This is a genomic window from Blastococcus sp. SYSU DS0552 (genome assembly GCF_054050815.1).
The window spans coordinates 230,450-248,007 of record NZ_JBJHAB010000002.1 but is presented as its reverse complement, the minus strand read 5'-3'; the positions used below and the strand labels follow the sequence as shown (position 1 = coordinate 248,007).

General features: G+C 74.8%; 16 protein-coding genes. 7 read left to right on the top strand and 9 right to left on the bottom strand.

All coding sequences use genetic code 11. The annotated features are described in order from the left end of the window. Positions 1-56 precede the first annotated feature (56 nt). From ACI8AG_RS03365 to ACI8AG_RS03355, 3 genes are read left to right on the top strand one after another with little or no spacing between them, the layout of a single operon-like run. Positions 57-437 (top strand): GNAT family N-acetyltransferase, encoded by a 381-nt coding sequence (locus ACI8AG_RS03365; protein ID WP_456588027.1) that lies wholly within the window; start codon positions 57-59, stop codon positions 435-437. Positions 438-471: 34 nt separating this feature from the next. Then, positions 472-1,281, top strand: a complete 810-nt coding sequence (locus tag ACI8AG_RS03360) for an Fpg/Nei family DNA glycosylase (protein ID WP_456595910.1) — start codon at positions 472-474, stop codon at positions 1,279-1,281. 45 nt (positions 1,282-1,326) lie between these two features. Continuing rightward, on the top strand, positions 1,327-2,154 hold the full coding sequence (locus ACI8AG_RS03355) for a hypothetical protein (protein ID WP_456595909.1): 828 nt from the start codon (positions 1,327-1,329) through the stop codon (positions 2,152-2,154). Between the two features lie 12 nt (positions 2,155-2,166). On the opposite strand, the gene ACI8AG_RS03350 is transcribed toward ACI8AG_RS03355, so the two are convergent. After that, positions 2,167-2,475, bottom strand: coding sequence for a putative quinol monooxygenase (locus ACI8AG_RS03350; protein ID WP_456595908.1), 309 nt, complete (start codon positions 2,473-2,475; stop codon positions 2,167-2,169). An 82-nt stretch (positions 2,476-2,557) separates the two neighbouring features. On the opposite strand from ACI8AG_RS03350, the gene ACI8AG_RS03345 reads away from it, so the two are divergent. Then, a complete protein-coding gene (locus ACI8AG_RS03345) occupies positions 2,558-3,967 on the top strand; it encodes an FAD-dependent oxidoreductase (protein ID WP_456595907.1) in 1,410 nt (469 codons plus the stop codon). A 1-nt stretch (position 3,968) separates the two neighbouring features. On the opposite strand, the gene ACI8AG_RS03340 is transcribed toward ACI8AG_RS03345, so the two are convergent. The 6 genes from ACI8AG_RS03340 to ACI8AG_RS03315 form a co-directional block, all read right to left on the bottom strand. Next, positions 3,969-5,042, bottom strand: coding sequence for an inositol monophosphatase family protein (locus ACI8AG_RS03340; protein ID WP_456595906.1), 1,074 nt, complete (start codon positions 5,040-5,042; stop codon positions 3,969-3,971). Further along, complete coding sequence (ppc, locus tag ACI8AG_RS03335) at positions 5,035-7,836, bottom strand: phosphoenolpyruvate carboxylase (protein ID WP_456595905.1); 2,802 nt, start codon at positions 7,834-7,836, stop codon at positions 5,035-5,037. The genes ACI8AG_RS03340 and ppc overlap by 8 nt, the downstream gene beginning before the upstream one ends. 140 nt (positions 7,837-7,976) lie before the next feature. Further along, positions 7,977-8,837 (bottom strand): tetratricopeptide repeat protein, encoded by an 861-nt coding sequence (locus ACI8AG_RS03330; RefSeq protein WP_456588035.1) that lies wholly within the window; start codon positions 8,835-8,837, stop codon positions 7,977-7,979. A 115-nt stretch (positions 8,838-8,952) separates the two neighbouring features. Next, positions 8,953-9,933 (bottom strand): TIGR03557 family F420-dependent LLM class oxidoreductase, encoded by a 981-nt coding sequence (locus ACI8AG_RS03325; protein WP_456588036.1) that lies wholly within the window; start codon positions 9,931-9,933, stop codon positions 8,953-8,955. 51 nt (positions 9,934-9,984) lie between these two features. Beyond that, positions 9,985-11,175 carry an ABC transporter permease gene (locus ACI8AG_RS03320; RefSeq protein ID WP_456595904.1) on the bottom strand — a complete coding sequence of 397 codons (1,191 nt, stop codon included), beginning with the start codon at positions 11,173-11,175 and terminating at the stop codon, positions 9,985-9,987. Then, complete coding sequence (locus tag ACI8AG_RS03315; protein WP_456595903.1) at positions 11,172-12,086, bottom strand: ABC transporter ATP-binding protein; 915 nt, start codon at positions 12,084-12,086, stop codon at positions 11,172-11,174. Before ACI8AG_RS03315 ends, ACI8AG_RS03320 begins: the two co-directional genes overlap by 4 nt. 142 nt (positions 12,087-12,228) lie before the next feature. On the opposite strand from ACI8AG_RS03315, the gene ACI8AG_RS03310 reads away from it, so the two are divergent. Next, a complete protein-coding gene (locus ACI8AG_RS03310) occupies positions 12,229-12,897 on the top strand; it encodes a UdgX family uracil-DNA binding protein (RefSeq protein ID WP_456588039.1) in 669 nt (222 codons plus the stop codon). Positions 12,898-13,011: 114 nt separating this feature from the next. Here the strand turns inward: ACI8AG_RS03310 and ACI8AG_RS03305 are convergent, their stop codons facing one another. Continuing rightward, a complete protein-coding gene (locus tag ACI8AG_RS03305) occupies positions 13,012-14,346 on the bottom strand; it encodes an MFS transporter (protein WP_456595902.1) in 1,335 nt (444 codons plus the stop codon). Then, positions 14,343-14,990: a pyridoxamine 5'-phosphate oxidase gene (gene pdxH / locus ACI8AG_RS03300; protein ID WP_456595901.1), complete on the bottom strand. Its 648-nt coding sequence runs from the start codon at positions 14,988-14,990 to the stop codon at positions 14,343-14,345. Before pdxH ends, ACI8AG_RS03305 begins: the two co-directional genes overlap by 4 nt. Before the next feature lie 153 nt (positions 14,991-15,143). On the opposite strand from pdxH, the gene ACI8AG_RS03295 reads away from it, so the two are divergent. Both ACI8AG_RS03295 and serC read left to right on the top strand, forming a co-directional pair. Next, positions 15,144-16,265, top strand: coding sequence for a citrate synthase 2 (locus tag ACI8AG_RS03295; protein WP_456588042.1), 1,122 nt, complete (start codon positions 15,144-15,146; stop codon positions 16,263-16,265). A gap of 90 nt (positions 16,266-16,355) precedes the next feature. Next, positions 16,356-17,468: a phosphoserine transaminase gene (gene serC / locus ACI8AG_RS03290; protein WP_456595900.1), complete on the top strand. Its 1,113-nt coding sequence runs from the start codon at positions 16,356-16,358 to the stop codon at positions 17,466-17,468. Positions 17,469-17,558: the final 90 nt, after the last annotated feature.

The following is a 17,558-nucleotide window of genomic DNA, read 5'->3' as shown; positions in this document are numbered from 1 at the left end:
GGCGGGACCCGACTCGTCGGTACGGCTGAGAGAGCGAACGCCTCCAGCGGGTTACCGTGCTGGGGTCGAAACGAGCTCCGGCAGCGTGGCCGGGGTCAGAGAGGTGGGCCGCAGCGATGGAGACCACGGTGGTCGACGTCCCCGAGCGGGGTCGGTTCGAGATCCGGCAGGGCGAGCGCGTCGTCGGACTTGCCAGCTACCACGTCGAGCACGGGCAGATGACCCTCCCGCACACCGAGGTGGATCCCGCCATGGGCGGTCAGGGCATCGGGAAGGCGCTCGTCGCCGGGGTCCTCTCCGCGGCCCGCGAGCGGGGGCTGACCGTGCTGCCGTACTGCTCCTTCGTCCGCCACTACATCCAGCAGCACCCCGAACTGGTCGACCTCGTCGCGGTCGAGGACCGGCCGCACTTCGGCCTGGAGACCGCCGACCACTGAGCAGGTGACGCGCGGCGCCACCTACGCTGCGCGGGTGCCCGAAGGCCACACCCTGTACCGCCTGGCGCGGCAGCTCGAGCTGCCGTTCGCCGGCCGCCCGGTGCACGTGACCAGCCCCCAGGGCCGGTTCGAGGCCGGCGCCGCCCTCCTCGACGGGCGGGTGCTCGACGAGGTGTTCTCCTACGGCAAGCACCTGTTCGCCCGCTTCGGCGGCGACCACCTGCACGTCCACCTCGGGCTGTACGGCACCTTCCTCACCGGCACCGGCAGGCCACCCCCGGCCAAGGGCGCGCTGCGCATGCGCTGGGTCGGCGACGGGCCGGACGGCGCCGGGGCATGGGGCGACCTGCGCGGTCCCACCGCCTGCGAGGTGCTCACCGCCCCGGAGGTCGAGCGGATCCTGGGTCGCCTGGGGCCGGACCCGCTGCGGCCCCGCGCCGACGGGACGGTCGCCCACCGGCGCATCGCGGGCAGCCGCACGGCGGTCGGGGCCTTGCTCATGGACCAGTCGGTGCTGGCGGGCGTCGGCAACGTGTACCGCGCGGAGCTGCTGTTCCGGCACCGGGTCTCACCGTTCCGGCCCGGCCGGCAGATCGACGCCGCGCTGTGGGCCGGCATGTGGCGGGACCTGGTGACCCTCATGCGCTCCGGCGTCCGGATGGGCCGCATCGTGACCACCCGCCCCGAGGACCGCTCCCGGCGCAGCGGTGCGGTGACCCGCGAAGACGCCCACTACGTCTACCGGCGCACCGACCTGCCCTGCCGGATCTGCGGGACCGCCATCCGCACCCAGGTCCTGGTGGGGCGCAACCTCTACTGGTGCCCCGTCTGCCAGGCGACCTGACCGGTACCGGCGGGTGCCGCTCGGCCGCGCGTACCGTCGAGGGCAGTGAGACGCAGATCATGCACGATGGTGGCCCTCGCCGCGGTGGGGGCGCTCCTCGGTCTGCCCGCGACCGCCTCCGCCGCACCCGTCGAGACCGCCGGCCCGACGCGCACCGTCGGCTACGACGTCTCCCACCCGCAGTGCGGCACCGAGCTCCCCGAGGACGCCGCGTTCGCCGTGGTCGGGGTCAACGGCGGGCTCGCCACCCGGGCCAACCCCTGCCTCGCCGACCAGATGGAGTGGGCCGCCGGCTCCTCGGGTGCGGCCGGCCAGCCGCGGGTGCAGCTGTACCTCAACACCGCCAACCCCGGCGAGCTGCGCGAGCAGGTCACCACCTGGCCCGAGGCGGGCAGCACGCCCTACGGGCGCTGCGACGGCGGCAACTCGACGGCGTGCTCGTGGCAGTACGGCTGGGAGCGGGCGCGCGCGAGCGTGCAGTCGTTCTTCCGCCCCGCCGCCCGCGCCGCAGGGCTGGGCAGCCAGCCGGCGGGCTACACGTGGTGGCTGGACGTCGAGACCATGAACACCTGGCAGAGCGGGTCCTCCGACGCGCGGGCCCGCAACCGGGCCGCGCTCGAGGGCATGACCGAGTACCTGACCGGGCGGGGCGCACGGGTCGGCGTCTACTCCACCGGCTACCAGTGGGGCCGCATCGTCGGCGAGGTCCCGGAGGAGAGCCCGCTGGCCGGGCTGCCCAGCTGGCTGGCCGGCGCCACCACCCGGATCGGGGCCGTGGCGGCCTGCGGGAAGCCGCCGCTGGTCCCCGACGGGGAGATCGAGCTCACCCAGTACGTCCCGGGCGAGCTCGACCACGACCACGCCTGCCGCTGAGCTCGCTCGACGTCAGAGCGCGCCCTTGCCCGGCTCCCCCGCCGGGACGGCGGTCAGCCGGCGCACGTCCAGCGGCGCGGCGAGCTTGTCGGCCAGCGCCGCGCCCAGGGTGGTCAGCGCCTCGGCCTTGCCATGGGTGCGCAGCGCCTCGGGGCTCTCCCACCGCTCCACCATGACGAACACCCCGTCCCCCTCGTGCAGCGCGTACAGCTCGCAGCCGGGCTCGGCGTGCACCTTCGGCACGGCGGCGAGGATCGCCTCCCGGACGGCGTCCACCGCCTCGGACTTCGGGGTGATGGTGGCGACGACGACAACGGACACGCAGACCTCCTGGGACGGGGGGACGACAACGGCCCGGACGGTTGCCCTGGTGGCGCGGCCCCGGCCGGGTCAGGATGCCAGGGTGGTCGACGACGGCGCTCCTCCTCCCCCGACCGCTGAGCACCCGCTGCGGGTGGCGGTCGTCGGGGCCGGTCCGGCCGGCATCTACGCCGCCGACGCCCTGACCCGGCAGAGCGCGGTCCCCGTCGCCGTCGACCTGCTCGACCGGCTGCCCACCCCCTTCGGGCTGGTCCGCCACGGCATCGCCCCGGACCACCCGAAGATGCGGGCGATCCGGGACACCCTGCACCGCAGCCTGGACCACCCGCTGGTGCGGTTCGTCGGCAACGTCGAGGTGGGCACCGAGCTCTCCCTTGCCGAGCTGCGCGCCCACGTCGACGCCGTCGTCTACACCTACGGCGCGGCCCTCGACCGGCGCCTGGGCATCGAGGGCGAGGAGCTCCCCGGCAGCCTGGCCGCCACCGACCTCGTGGCCTGGTACACCGGGCACCCCGACGCCGACCGCGCGACCGTGGAGGCGGCCCTGGCCGGCGTCCGGCACGCCGTGGTCGTCGGGGTGGGCAACGTCGCGCTCGACGTCGGGCGGATCCTCGCCCGGACCGCCGAGGAGCTGGACCCCACCGACATGCCCCAGCACGTCATCGACGTCCTCGCCGCCGCACCCGTCGAGGAGGTGACGGTGCTCGGCCGCCGCGGTCCGGCGCAGGCCACCTTCACCACCCAGGAACTGCGCGAGCTCGGGGAGCTGGCGGCGGCCACCGTGCTCGTCGACCCCGCTGACCTCGACCTGGACGCCGACACCGAGGCCCGCGCCGCGGCCGACCGCAACGCCAGCCGCAACCTCGCCGTCCTCCGCGAGTGGTCCGGCCACGTGCCCGCCCCCGGTCGCACCCGGCTGCGGCTGCGCTTCTACACCCGCCCGGTGCGGCTGCTGGGCACCGACCGGGTGACGGGCGTCGAGGTGGAGCGCACCGCCGTCGACGGCGACGGCCGGGCGATCGGCACCGGGCAGTTCGAGGTGCTGCCCGCCGACCTGGTGGTGCGGTCGGTGGGGTACCTCGGCACCCCGCTGCCCGGGCTGCCGGTCGACGAGCGCACCGGCACCGTCATCCACGACGGCGTGGGACGGGTGCTGCGCGACGGGCGGCCGTCGGCCGGGGAGTACGTGGCCGGCTGGATCAAGCGCGGCCCCACCGGGGTGGTCGGGCACAACAAGCACGACGCCCGGGAGACCATCGCAGGCCTGCTGGCCGACGCCGCCGACGGCACGCTGCGGGTGCGTGGCCCGGCCGACGACCTGGTGCGCACGCTGCAGAGCCGCGGGGCCGAACCGGTGCTGTTGGAGGACTGGCGGGCGATCGACGCCGCCGAGCAGGCGCTGGGTGCCAGCCGCGGCCGGGCCCGGACGACCCTGCACGAGCGGGAGGCGCTGCTGGCCGCCGTTCGGGAGGCCGCCGCCCGTCAGCGCTGAATCAGCGCAGCGCGGCCAGCAGCTCGCGGGCCGCCGTCTCGTCGGCGGCGGCCACGAACCGGATCAGCGCGTCCGTGTCGGGTGCCAGCTCGAGGGGCTCCCCCGCGTCGGTGAGGACGGCGCCCCCCGCGGCGGCCAGCACCGCCAGCCCACCGGCGACGTCGTGGACGTGCGTGCCGCTGCGGTCCAGGTCGTGCCAGGCCGCGGCCGCGCCGTCGGCCACCAGGCACAGGTCGACGGCGGTGCACCCGGTGATCCGCACCCGGCGGGCGGTCACCGGCACCGCGACCGCGCCGCCCCGCGGCCCGCTGGGGACGACGACGGTGCCACCGGGCCGGGTGCGCACCGGCACCCCGTCCCGGACCGCCCCGTGCCCCTCGACCGCCGCCCACCGCCGGCCCGAGGAGAGGTCGGCGACCAGCCCGGCGACCGGCCTGCCCTCCTGCACCAGCGCGGCCGAGAAGGCCCACGGCGGCAGGCCGGCGGCGAAGTTGCCGGTGCCGTCGAGCGGGTCGAGCACCACCCAGGGCCGGCCGGGGGCCACCCCGGTGTCGCGGCTCTCCTCGCTGAGCACCGGCACGCCCAGCGCTCCGAGGACCTCGACGGCGGCGGCGTGGGCGGCGGCATCGGCGGCCAGCGCGAGGCTCCCGTCCCGCTTGGTCCGCGTCCCCCCGGTGCCGTGGGCGAGCGCCACCGCGGTCTCCACCCGCGTGGCCGCGAGCGCCGCCAGGTGGGCGAAGCGCAGCGGCAGGGGGGCGTCGGCCGGTGGAACCGGCACGTCGATCGCCCGGCCGGTCGCGAGGTGCCGTACGCGGTCGCACCCCCACCCCGCCGCGGCGGCGAGCACGACGGGGTGGTCCATCGGCACCCCTGCCCGGCGCACGACCACGGCCGCGGTGGTGGCGTCGTCGGTCCACTGCCGGCGGACCAGCACCACCTGCCCCTCGTCCCCGACCAGCACCCGCGCCCAGGGGTCGAGCAGGGCCGGGGCCAGCGCGGCCGCCGACATCCCCAGCCCCTCCGCCGCGGCCGGCAGGTCCGAGCTGGCCGCGGTGCGCAGCCCCGGCTCAGCCACTGTTGCGCAGCGCGGTGGCGATGCCGTTGATGGTCAGCTGGATGTTGCGGCTGGTGAGCTCGTCGTCCTCGCCGCTCCGCCGGCGCCGCAGCATCTCCACCTGCAGGTGGTGCAGCGGCTCCAGGTAGGGGAACCGGTTCCGGATCGACCGGGCCAGCGACGGGTTGTCGGCGAGCAGGTCGTCGTCGCCGGTGACGGCCAGCGCCATCCGGCAGGTCCGCTCGTGCTCGGCGGTGATGCGGTCGAACACCCGCGCCCGCAGCTCCCCGTCGGGCACCAGCTCGGCGTACCGGGCCGCGAGCTCCAGGTCGGTCTTGGCCAGCACCATGCCCATGTTGGACAGCACGGTGCGGAAGAACGGCCACCGCCGGTGCAGCTCGCGCAGCCGCTCCAGCCGCTCCGCGGAGCCCCCGACCCACTCCTCCAGCGCCGATCCGGTGCCGTACCAGCCGGGCAGCATGATCCGTGTCTGCGACCAGCTGAACACCCACGGGATCGCCCGCAGGTCGGCGATGGAGTTGCCCGCCTTGCGCGACGGTGGCCTGCTGCCGATGTTGAGCTCGGCCAGCTCACCGATCGGGGTGGCCGCCCGGAACCACTCCACGAAACCGGGCGTCTCGTGCACCAGCTCCCGGTAGGCCCGCTGCGCGCGGGCGGCGAGGTCGTCGAGCACGGCGTAGGCGTCCTCGGCGTCGGCGCCGAGGCCTTCGACGTCGAGCAACGTCGACTCCAGGGTGGCGGCGACGAGCGCCTCGAGGTTGCGCCGGGCGAGGTCGGGGTCGGCGTACTTCGCGGCGATCACCTCGCCCTGCTCGGTGATCCGCAACGCCCCGGCCACCGCGCCCGGGGGCTGCGCTCGGATCGCCTCGTAGCTCGGGCCGCCGCCTCGGCCGACGGTGCCCCCGCGGCCGTGGAACAGCCGCAGCCGGATCCCCTCGCGGCGCGCGAGCTCCACCAGGTCGAGCTCGGCCCGGTACAGCGCCCAGTTGGCGGCGAGGTAGCCGCCGTCCTTGTTGCTGTCGGAGTACCCGAGCATGACCTCCTGCACGTCGCCCCGGTTGGCCAGCAGGGCCCGGTACAGCGGCTGGTCGAGCACCGCCCCGAGCGTCGTGGCGGCGTTCTGCAGGTCGGTGATCGTCTCGAACAGCGGGGAGATGCCGACCGGGCAGGTGGGCCCCTCCGGTCCGGCCGGGTCGAGCAGGCCGACCTCCTTGAGCAGGACGGCGACCTCCAGCACGTCGCTGACCGACTCGCACATGCTGATGACGTAGTTCGGGATGGTCCGCGGGCCCAGCAGCGCGACCCGCTCGGCCGCGGCCACGAGCACGTCGAGCTCCTTGCGCGCCTCCTCCGACAGCTGCGCGTCGGGACGCACCAGCGGACGTCGCAGCGTCAGCTCCCCGGCGAGCAGCTCCACCCGGGCGGTCTCGTCGAGCGCGGTGTAGTCGTCGCACACCCCGGCCCAGGCCAGCAGCTCGCCGACCACCTGCTCGTGCACCGACGAGTTCTGCCGCAGGTCCAGCCCGCACAGGTGGAACCCGAAGACCTCCACGGCCTCCCGCAACCGCAGCAGCCGGTCGTCGGCCAGCGCCCCGGCCCCGTGGCTGCGCAGCGACGCGTCGACGACGTCGAGGTCGGCCCGCAGCTCGTCGGGCGTCGCGTAGGGCGGCAGCGCGGGCAGGGACCCCGCGTCCCCCGGCACGACCCCCGGAACCCGGGCGGCGGTGGCCGCCAGCCGCGCCGAGATGCCGCTGAGCGCCCGCCGGTACGGCTCGTCGGCCCGGAACGGGGAGTCGTCGCCGGAGGCGTCGGCCAGTGCGTAGAGCTGCGGCGTGGGCGTGACCAGCCGGTCGGACATCGACAGCTCGCTGCGCAGCGCCGCGAGCTCGGCCAGGTGGTGGCTCAGGGCCGTCTCCGCCTGCCGGGACGTGGCCCGGCGCAGCGCCTCGCCCGTGACGAACGGGTTGCCGTCGCGGTCACCACCGATCCAGGACCCCGGCAGCAGCATCGGCCGGCGCAGCACCCCGGCCCCGGGCCACCGCTGCTCGACCGCCCGCCGCACCTCGGCGTTGATCGCCGGCACGACCTCGAACAGGGAGAGCTCGTAGTAGCGCAGCGCCTCGTCGATCTCGTCGGTCAGCCGCAGCCGGGACAGCCGCAGCAGCGCCGTCTGCCAGAGGGTGAGCACCGCGCGCCACAGCTGCGCCGACCACGCCGGGTCGACGTCGCCGCCGGCGCGGTCCCGTTCCCGGATCAGCTGGGTCACCTGCCGCTGCACCTGGAACACGGTCTTGCGTCGGACCTCGGTGGGGTGGGCGGTGACCACCGGGCAGACGAGGGCCCCGGCGAGCTCGCGGGCCACGGTCTCGACCGGGATGTCCGCCTGGTCCAGCAGGACGAACGACGCCGCGAGGCTGCCCTGCTGCGGCGGGGAGCCGGCGCGGCGGTGGTGCCGGCGGCGGCGCTCGTGGTGGATGTCCTCGGCGAGGTTGGCCAGCAGCGAGAAGTGGCTGAACGCCCGGATGACGTGGTTGGCGGAGCGGACGTCCAGGTCGGCGAGCCGGCGGGCGAGCTCGGCCCGGTCGACCTCCGAGCGTCGGATGCGGAAGGCCTCCACGCGGGTGGACTCGACCAGCTCCAGCACCTCGGGGCCGGCCTGCTCGCCGATCACCTCGCCGAGGACGCGCCCCAGGAGCCGGATGTCCTCGCGCAGCGGCTCATCGTCCGCGCGGTCACCGGTGTCGGGTGCACCGTGGTGTCGGAGGTCTGCGACGTCAACAGTGGCTTCGGACACACCCCGAGTATTGCTGGGCCATGTGTCCGGCAGGCTACGGCCCCGTCCGGAGGTTCACCGCGAGCCTGCGAACGGTGAGGGGGACGGCCCCCGCAGGGCCCGCCGCGAGCCTGCGAGTGGTGGGGGCAGTGGGTGTTCTCTCAGTCGTGCTCGAGCTCCCGCAGGCACTGCGCCGCGAGCTGGTCGCCGGCCGCCGCCCCCAGGCGGAACTGCTCCACGGCTCCCTCGAGGTCCCCGCGGTCGGCCAGCAGCACGCCGAGGTTCTGGTGGCAGTAGGCGTCACCGGCGGAGATCCCGCTGCGGTAGGCCTCCTCGGCGGCCTCCTCGTCGCCGAGCTCCTCGCGGTAGAGGTTGCCCAGCGGCAGCCAGGCCACCTGCTCGCCGAGCTTGGCGCCGCGCTCCAGCACCGCGCGCGCCTCGGCCGAGCGACCGGTCTCGCGCAGCAGGTGCGCCAGGTCCGCGCGGGCGGCCGGGAAGTGGTGCTGGCCGGCGCGGAGGTCGTCCTCCAGCGCCGGGTCGAGCGTCGAGCACCAGCGCCAGCAGGCGACGACGGCGGCGGCCTCCTGGTCACCCGCGGCGGCGAACTCCTCGGCCACCGCCATGGCCTGCTCGCGCTCCCCCTGCTCCCGCAGCAGGAAGGCCAGCTGCAACCCGCCCTCGAGGTCGCCGGCGGCCGCCGCCCCCCGGTAGGCGCGCATGGCGCCGGCGAGGTCACCGAGGTCCTCCAGCACCAGGCCGAGGTTGCGCCAGGCGTCGGCCTCGCCGCCGCGCAGGGCGACCTCGTAGGCGTCGACCGCCTCCTCCCAGCGCTGCTGGGCGGCCAGCGAGTTGCCGAGGTTGAAGGCGGCGACGGAGTCCCCCAGGTCGAAGGCGCGGCGGAAGCAGGCCTCCGCCTCGGTCTGCCGGCCGGCGTCGGCCAGGTCGCAGCCGAGGTCGATCAGCGCGTCGGCGTCGTCGGAGGCGAGCAGCCGCCGCAGCCGCACGTCCAGGTCCTCGGTCATGCCGCCGATGATCGCGGCGAGGAGGCGCCCGGCGCGCCCCCTCGTCGCCGGACCTCACCCCAAGGGATCGGCCCGGAGGCCGAACGGTCACCCGATCAGCTGTTCCTCCGGCCGGTCAGCTGCCGAACGCCTCCCGCCAGGCCGGCATCAGCGAGCTGCGCACCCACTCCAGGTAGGGCTCCTGCTGGTCCCCGCCGATCTGGACCAGGGCCAGGTGGGTGAACCCGGCGTCGGCGTACTCCTTCGCCGCCTCGATCACCGCGCCGACGTCGTCCCCGCACGGGATGCTGCCCTCGACGTCCTCCTCGCGGACGAACGAGGTCGCCGCGTCGAACGCCGACGGACCGGGCAGCTCCGAGTTGACCTTCCAGCCCAGGCCGAACCAGCGGAAGAGGCTGTGCGCCCGGGTGACGGCGGCGGCCTTGTCGGTGCCGTAGCTGATCGGCATCTGGGCGATCTTCGGCTTGCCCGCGCCCCCGGCGGCCTCGAACGCCTCGACCAGCTCCGACAGCGGATCGGTCGCGACCAGGACGTCGGCCAGCTCGCCGGCGATGGTGGCCGCCTGCTTCCCGCCGGCCGCGAAGCCGATGGGCACGCGCTTCTCCGGCAGGTCCCAGAGCTTGGCCGACTCGACGTCGAAGTGCTCACCGCGGAAGTTGGTGTAGCCCTCCCCGTCGAACAGGTCGCGGATGATCTGCAGCGCTTCCATGATCATCTCGTGCCGGACGTCGGCCGGCGGCCAGCCGGCGCCCACGACGTGCTCGTTGAGGTTCTCCCCCGCCCCCAGGCCGAGGGTGAAGCGCCCGCCGGAGAGGATCTGCAGGGTCGCCGCCTGCTGCGCCACGACCACCGGGTGGTAGCGGAAGCTCGGGCAGGTCACGTAGGTCATCAGCGGGATCCGGCTCGTGGCCTGGGCGGCGGCCCCGAGGGTCACCCACGCGTTGGGCGAGTGGCCCATCTCGTCGAGCCACGGGAAGTAGTGGTCGCTGCTGACGGCGAAGTCGAAGCCGACCTCCTCGGCGCCCACCACGTGGCCGACCAGGTCCTTCGGCCCGGCCTGCTCGGTCATCATCGTGTAGCCCAGCTGCATCACCATGCCGCGCGGCTACCCGGCGCGGGCCGGGGCGAACCGACCCGCGCCAGGTGGTCACACCCGCTCGGCCTTCAGCGCCTCCCGCATCGTGATCTTCCCGCCCGTGCGCAGCAGCGCCGCGGCGTACACCCGACCGCCGAGCCGGACCACCAGGACGATGGCCGCGACCATCAGGGCGGCCGACAGCACGATCTCCCAGACGGCCACGCTGCCCGCGGCCTGCCGCACCGGCATCACCAGCGGGGACAGCCCGGGGATGTAGGACGTGATGACCGCCAGGGTGCCGTCGGGCTCCGCGGCGGCCTGGATGCCGACGACGAAGGCGACCACCAGCACCATGATCGTGGGCGTTACCACGGTGTTGAGGTCCTCCTGCCGGCTGACCAGCGAGGCGGTCACCGCGAAGATCGCCGCGTAGAACGCGTACGCGAGCACGAACCAGGCGACGACGGCGACGGCCGTGCCGATGAGCTCTCCGGGGATGTCGACGATGTCGAGGGCCAGCGCCCCGGCGACCCCGACGACCACGATGAGCACGATCTGCGCCAGCCCGAGAAGCCCCAGGCCGATGATCTTCCCGGCCAGCAGCTGCCACGGCCGCATGGTCGCCAGCAGCAGCTCCACCACCCGGCTGGCCTTCTCCTCGACGACGCCCTGGGCGACGAACTGGCCGAAGAGGATGAGGAGCCCGTAGAGCAGCGCGACGCCGATGATCGCCATGCCGATGCGCTGGCCGTCCTGGTCGGCGTCCGGGTCCAGCGGCGTCACCGCCACCTCGGGCACGACGAGGTCGTCGACCCCGGCGGCCGCCAGCTGCTCGGCCAGCGCCAGCTGTGTGACCGCGCCCTGGACGACCGACTGCAGCGTTCCGCCGGCCGACTGCTCGACCAGCAGCTCGGGCTCACCCCCGCCCTCGGCCAGCAGCACGCCGTCGACGTCGCCCTCCTCGATCGCCGTGCGGGCGGCGGCCTCGTCGTCGAGGGCGACCACCGTGACGGCGACGTCGAGCGCCTCGCCCTGGGCCTCCAGCGTCTGCTCCAGCCCGGCGCCCCCGCCGACCATCCCGATCCGGGTGGCGTCGCCGCCGGAGCCGAGCGCCACCTGCATGCCCAGCGTGCCGAGCAGCAGCACCAGGATCACGACCGAGCTGATGATGAAGTTCTTGTCCCGGATTCGGGCGGAGACCTCGCGTGCGGCGACGAGCCGCACGAGTCCCGCGCTGCCGGGCGTACGCGACGGGCTCACGCCGCCACCTCCTGGGCGCTGGGGGCGGCGACCGCCCCGCGGAAGAGTTCGACGAGCGTGGGCTGCTGCCAGGCGAAGTGGGTGACCCGGCCGGTGTGCAGCGCGGCGGCCAGGACCGCCTGGTCATCGGCGTCCGGCGCGAGCTCCAGCAGCGTGTCACCGGCCTGCTCGGAGACCACCCGGACGCCGGGGAGCGCCGCGGCCCACCCCGGCGCGGCGTCGGGCACCACGACGCGCAGCAGCCGGCCGGCCTCGCGCCGGCGGAGCTCGTCGACGGTCCCGGTGGCGACCATCCGCCCGCGGGCGAGGATGCCGACCGAGTCGCAGAGCCGCTCGACCAGGTCCAGCTGGTGGCTGGAGAAGACCACCGGGACGCCCGCGCGGGCCTGGTCCAGCAGGGCCTCGGCCAGCGAGTCCACGCCGATGGGGTCCAGGCCGGAGAACGGCTCGTCGAGGATGAGCACCTCGGGCCGGCTCACCAGCGCGGCGGCCAGCTGCACCCGCTGCTGGTTGCCCAGCGACAGCTTCTCGACGGCGTCGCCGCTGCGCGGCCCCAGCCCGAGCCGCTCCACCCACTCGCCGGCCGCGTGCGTGGCCGCGGCGGAGTCCATGCCGTGCAGGCGGGCGAAGTAGGCGATCTGCTCGCCGACCTTCATCTTCGGGTAGAGCCCGCGCTCCTCCGGCATGTAGCCGACGCGGCGCCGGGACTCCTGGTCGAGCGGGCGTCCCTGCCAGCGCACCTCCCCGGCGTCGGGCCGGACCAGCCCCATGGCCACGCGCATGGTCGTCGTCTTTCCCGCACCGTTGGAGCCGCAGAAACCGAACATCGATCCCGGAGCCACCGTGAAGCCCACGCCGTCAAGGACGCGGACGTCCCCGAAACTTTTCTGCAGCCCGTCGAACTCGAGCACCTGTTCCTCCTGCCGTTGGGCACGTCCGCCGAAAACCGTAGCCGAGCTCATGATCACGCCAGGGTGATCGACTCGCGGGCGCGACGCCGGGACCCCGAGAGTTCATCTCGCGACGGCCGGGACGGTGCGGTCTGATCGGTGGATGAGCGAGCGCGACGGCGTGGCGCGGCCACCCACCGGGGTGGGCCTGGAGCAGCTGCGGTCGGCGGCGGCGGGCTGCCGGGCCTGCGAGCTGTGGCAGGACACCACCCAGACCGTGTTCGGGGAGGGGCCCGAGACCGCCCGCGTGGTCTTCGTCGGCGAGCAGCCGGGCGACCAGGAGGACCGGCGGGGCGAGCCGTTCGTCGGTCCGGCCGGCCGGCTGCTGGACAAGGCGCTGGCCGACGCCGGCATCGACCGGCGCGACAGCTACGTCACGAACTCGGTGAAGCACTTCTCGCACACCGTGAAAGGCAAGCGGCGCATCCACCAGACACCCCGGCCCGAGCACCTGCGGGCCTGCCGGCCGTGGCTGGAGGCGGAGCTCGCCGTGCTGAAGCCCGAGGTCGTCGTCGCGCTGGGTGCGACGGCGGCCAAGGGGCTCATCTCGCCGTCCTTCCGGATCACCCGCGACCACGGGCAGCTGCTGCCCTGGGCACCACCGGGCGCCCCGGCGGCGACGGAGGACGACGACGAGGACGCGCCGCACCAGACCTGGATCCTCGCCACCACGCACCCCTCGGCGGTCCTGCGCACCCCGGACGAGGCGCGCGCCGCTGCCTACGACGCCCTGGTCGCCGACCTGCGGACGGTCGCCGGTGCGCTGGCCTGATCCCACGGAGAGGACTACCGGCGAGTAGGGACCGCCGGTGCTGGTTATGCCTCCCAGCGCCCGGCCGGCCTCGCCACTCTCGGGGGCGGGCGAGCCCGGCCGGGCCCCGGGCCGTCAGCGGGTGCGCTCGACGCCGGAGCGGGAGGCGCGGAACAGCCAGAACGAGGGCACCAGGAGCGCGACGGCGGCCATCGCCAGCACCACCACGATGCCGCCGGAGACCATCGCCACCGTCACCGACGCCGCGCTCGCGAGCGCCCCGGCCCGCAGGTCGCCCAGCCGCGGGCCACCGGCGACGACGACGAGGAACACGCCCTGCATCCGGCCGCGCATCTCGTCGGGCGCCGCCAGCTGCAGCATCGACGAGCGCAGCACCGCGCTCACCATGTCCCCCGCGCCGGCGACGGCGAGGAACAGCACGGCGAGCCACAGCGACGGCGCCAGCCCGAACCCGATCACCGCCCCTCCCCAGACGGCGATGGCGCCCAGGACGACAGCTCCCTGCCGATCGACCCGCGACACCCACCCCGAGGTCAGCCCCATGGCGAGCGCGCCGACCGACACCCCGGCGAAGAGCCAGCCCAGCGCGTTCGGCGAGTCGGCGAACCGCTCGGCCGAGAGCTCGGGGAAGACCGCGTTGGGCCAGGCGAACAGCATCGCGATGATATCGACGACGAATGTCATCAGCAGCACCGGCTGGGTGCGCAGGAAGGCGAACCCCTCCCCCACGCCGCGCACCGCGGCGCCCAGCCGCAGCCGGCGGGCCCGGCCGCCGGGCGGCAGCGCGGGCAGGCCGCGCAGCAGCAGCGCGGCGACCAGGAAGCCCAGCGCGTCCACCAGGTAGGCGAGGAACAGCTCCCCCTGACCGATCAGGACCCCGGCGAGCAGCGGACCGGCGATGACGCCTGCCTGGCGCACCGTCATCGCCAGGGCGTTCGCGGCCGGCACCAGCGCGGTGCCCACCAGCGCGGGGATGGCGGCGCTGCGCGCCGGCTGGTTGACCGCCGCGAAGCCGGAGACGAACGCGGTGAGCACCCACAGCAGCACGAGGTTCCCGCCGCCGGGCAGCAGCGCCTGGAGGGCCAGCAGAGCGCTCGTGACCGCGGCGCCCGTCGAGGTGACGAGCATCAGCGTCCGCCGGTCGACGACGTCGGCGATCGCACCGCCGAGGAGCCCGAACACCACGAGCGGTACCAGCGCGACCAGCGAGGTGAGCCCGACGAACAGCGACCGGCCGGTGAGCTCGTAGACCTGGTAGGGGACGGCGACCAGCGTCATCTGCTGGCCGATCATCGTGGCCGCGACACCGCCGAAGAGCCGGCGGTAGGCCGGGACGCGCAGCGGCGTGGTGTCCATCGCCCACCCGCGCCGCCGCACCGGCTCGGGCACCGGCTCCACCACCGCCCGGTCCGGTTCGACCGGGTCGACCGGCCCGGGCGGCCCGCTCACGGGGCGAGCCGCTGGACGACCCAGCCCCCGCCCTCCGCCGTGTCGCGGACGAACCGCAGCCGGTCGTGCAACCGGTCCCCACCGCCCTGCCAGAACTCGACCCGTTCGGGCACCACCCGGTAGCCGCCCCACGCCGCGGGGCGGGGCAGCTTCCCCTGTGGCGTCTGCTGGTCCAGCAGCCGCACCCGCTCCTCGAGCTCGTGCCGGGAGTCGACGACGGTCGACTGCACCGAGGCCGCCGCCGCCAGCTGCGAGCCGCGTGGCCGCGGGTCCCACAGCGCGTCGGAGGCGGCGTCGCCGATCCGCTCCACCCGACCGGCCACCCGCACCTGCCGCTGCAGCGCGTGCCACGGGAAGACCAGCGCCGCGCGGGGGTTGACCGCCAGCTGCGCGCCCTTGGCCGAGGCGTAGCTGGTGCCGAACACGATCCCGTCGGTGTCGTAGCCCTTCATCAGCACGATCCGGGCATCCGGGGCGCCGTCGGCGTCGGCGGTCGCGACCACGACGGCGTTGGGCTCCGGGAGGTCCGCGGCGACGGCGTCGGCGAACCAGCGGTCGAACTGCTCGACCCAGGTGGCGGCGAGCTCGTCCTCGCGCAGCCGCCCGAGCGTGTAGTCGTTGCGCATGCGGGTCAGGTCGGGCACGCCGCCATGCTGACACCGGCGGCGCGGGTCGGCTCGGGAGGGCGTCCACCGCGCCCCCCGTGTGCCAGGACGGGGCCGACGGCCTAGGGTCGGCTGGCAATCGTGCGCCGTGTCCTGCGCGCACGTGGGTCCACGCGCAGAGGAGCTTGCGAGATGGCCGACGACTTCGTACCCGGCCTGGAAGGCGTCATCGCCTTCGAGACGGAGATCGCCGAACCGGACAAGGACGGCGGTGCGCTGCGCTATCGCGGCGTCGACATCGAGGACCTGGTCGGCAAGGTCACGTTCGGCAACGTCTGGGCGCTGCTGGTCGACGGCAAGTTCGGCCCGGGCCTGCCGCCGGCTGAGCCGTTCCCCATCCCGGTGCACAGCGGCGACGTGCGCGTCGACGTCCAGGCCGCCCTGGCGATGCTCGCCCCGTTCTGGGGCTACCGCCCGCTGCTGGACATCGACAGCGAGACCGCTCGCGAGCAGCTGGCCCGCGCCGCCGTCATGGCGCTGTCCTACGTCGCCCAGTCCGCCCGCGGCATCGGCACCCCCGCCGTTCCGCAGAGCCGGGTCGACGAGGCCTCGACCATCGTCGAGCGCTTCATGGTCCGCTGGCGCGGCGAGCCCGACCCCCGCCACGTGGCCGCTGTGGACGCCTACTGGACCTCGGCCGCCGAGCACGGCATGAACGCCTCGACGTTCACCGCCCGGGTCATCGCCTCCACCGGCGCCGACGTCGCCGCCGCCATGTCCGGCGCGATCGGCGCGATGTCCGGCCCGCTGCACGGCGGCGCCCCCTCCCGGGTGCTGCACATGCTCGACGAGGTCGAGAAGACCGGCGACGCGGAGAAGTACGTCAAGGACCTGCTCGACCGCAAGGAGCGGTTGATGGGCTTCGGCCACCGGGTCTACCGCGCCGAGGACCCGCGCGCCCGGGTGCTGCGCCGCTCGGCCCAGGAGCTGGGTGCGCCGCGCTTCGAGGCGGCCCTCGCGCTGGAGAACGCCGCCCTCAAGGAGCTGCGGGAGCGGCGTCCCGACCGGCCGGTCGAGACGAACGTGGAGTTCTGGGCGGCCATCGTCCTGGACTTCGCCGAGGTGCCCAGCCACATGTTCACCTCGATGTTCACCTGTGCCCGCACCGCCGGCTGGTGCGCGCACATCCTGGAGCAGAAGAACACCGGTCGCCTGGTGCGCCCGTCGGCCCGCTACGTCGGCCCCGAGCCCCGCAAGCCCGAGGCCGTCGAGGGCTGGGACACCATCAACCCCTCGGCCGCCCAGCTGGCCTGAGCGAGGACCCCGCTGCCCCCACCGCGCACGCCCGCGGTGGGGGCGCGCGGCGGGGCCGCCCGACCCGCACGACCGGAAGGCCCTCCCCGGATGAGCATCACCATCCCCGCCGCACTCCTGCCCGCCGACGGCCGGTTCGGGTGCGGCCCTTCGAAGGTGCGCCCCGAGGCGTTGCGCGCCCTCGCCGGTGACGGGGCGGCGATCATGGGCACCTCCCACCGGCAGCCGCCGGTGAAGAACCTCGTGCGGCGGGTCCGCGAGGGGCTGACCACGCTGTTCGACCTGCCCGACGGCTACGAGGTGGTGCTCGGCAACGGCGGGACGACCGCATTCTGGGACGCGGCGCTGTTCGGGCTCGTCCGCGACCGCGCCGCCTTCGGCACCTACGGGGAGTTCTCCGCCAAGTTCGCCTCCGCGGCGGTGCGGGCACCGTTCCTGGGCGACCCGGTGGTCGTGACGGCCGAGCCGGGATCGCTGGCGCTGCCGACCGCCACCGAGGGCGTCGACACCTACGCCTGGGCGCACAACGAGACCTCGACGGGCGTCATGGCCCCGATCTCGCGCCCGCACGGCACCGAGGACGCCCTCGTCCTCATCGACGCCACCTCCGGCGCCGGCGGCCTGCCCGTCGACGTCTCGCAGACCGACGTCTACTACTTCGCCCCGCAGAAGTCCTTCGCCGCCGACGGCGGGCTCTGGGTGGCCCTGATGTCGGCCGACGCGGTGCAGCGGATCGCCGAGATCAAGGCCGCGGGCCGCTGGGTGCCCGGCTTCCTGGACCTGTCGATCGCCGTCGACAACTCCACCAGGGACCAGACCTACAACACCCCCGCGGTCGCCACCCTGTTCCTGCTGGCGCACCAGCTCGACTGGATGCTCTCCCTCGGCGGCCTCTCCGGCACCGTCGCGCGCAGCCGCGAGTCCGCCACGCGGCTCTACGCTTGGGCGGAGCAGTCGCCGTACGCGACCCCGTTCGTCCCCCACCCCGAGCACCGCAGCTTCGTCGTGGGAACCGTCGACTTCGCCGACTCCGTCGACGCCGCCGCCCTGGCGACGACCCTGCGCGCCAACGGCATCGTCGACGTGGAGCCGTACCGCGGGCTCGGCCGCAACCAGCTGCGCGTCGGCATGTTCCCCGCCGTGGACCCCGACGACGTGACGGCGCTGACGGCCTGCATCGACTACGTGACCGAGCGGCTCTGAAGAAGGTCCGCCTGCCGCCCACCGCTCGCACGCTCGCGGTGGGTCACTGCAGGGGGCCGCAGTGGGCAGTTCCGAGGTGAGAGTTCGTAG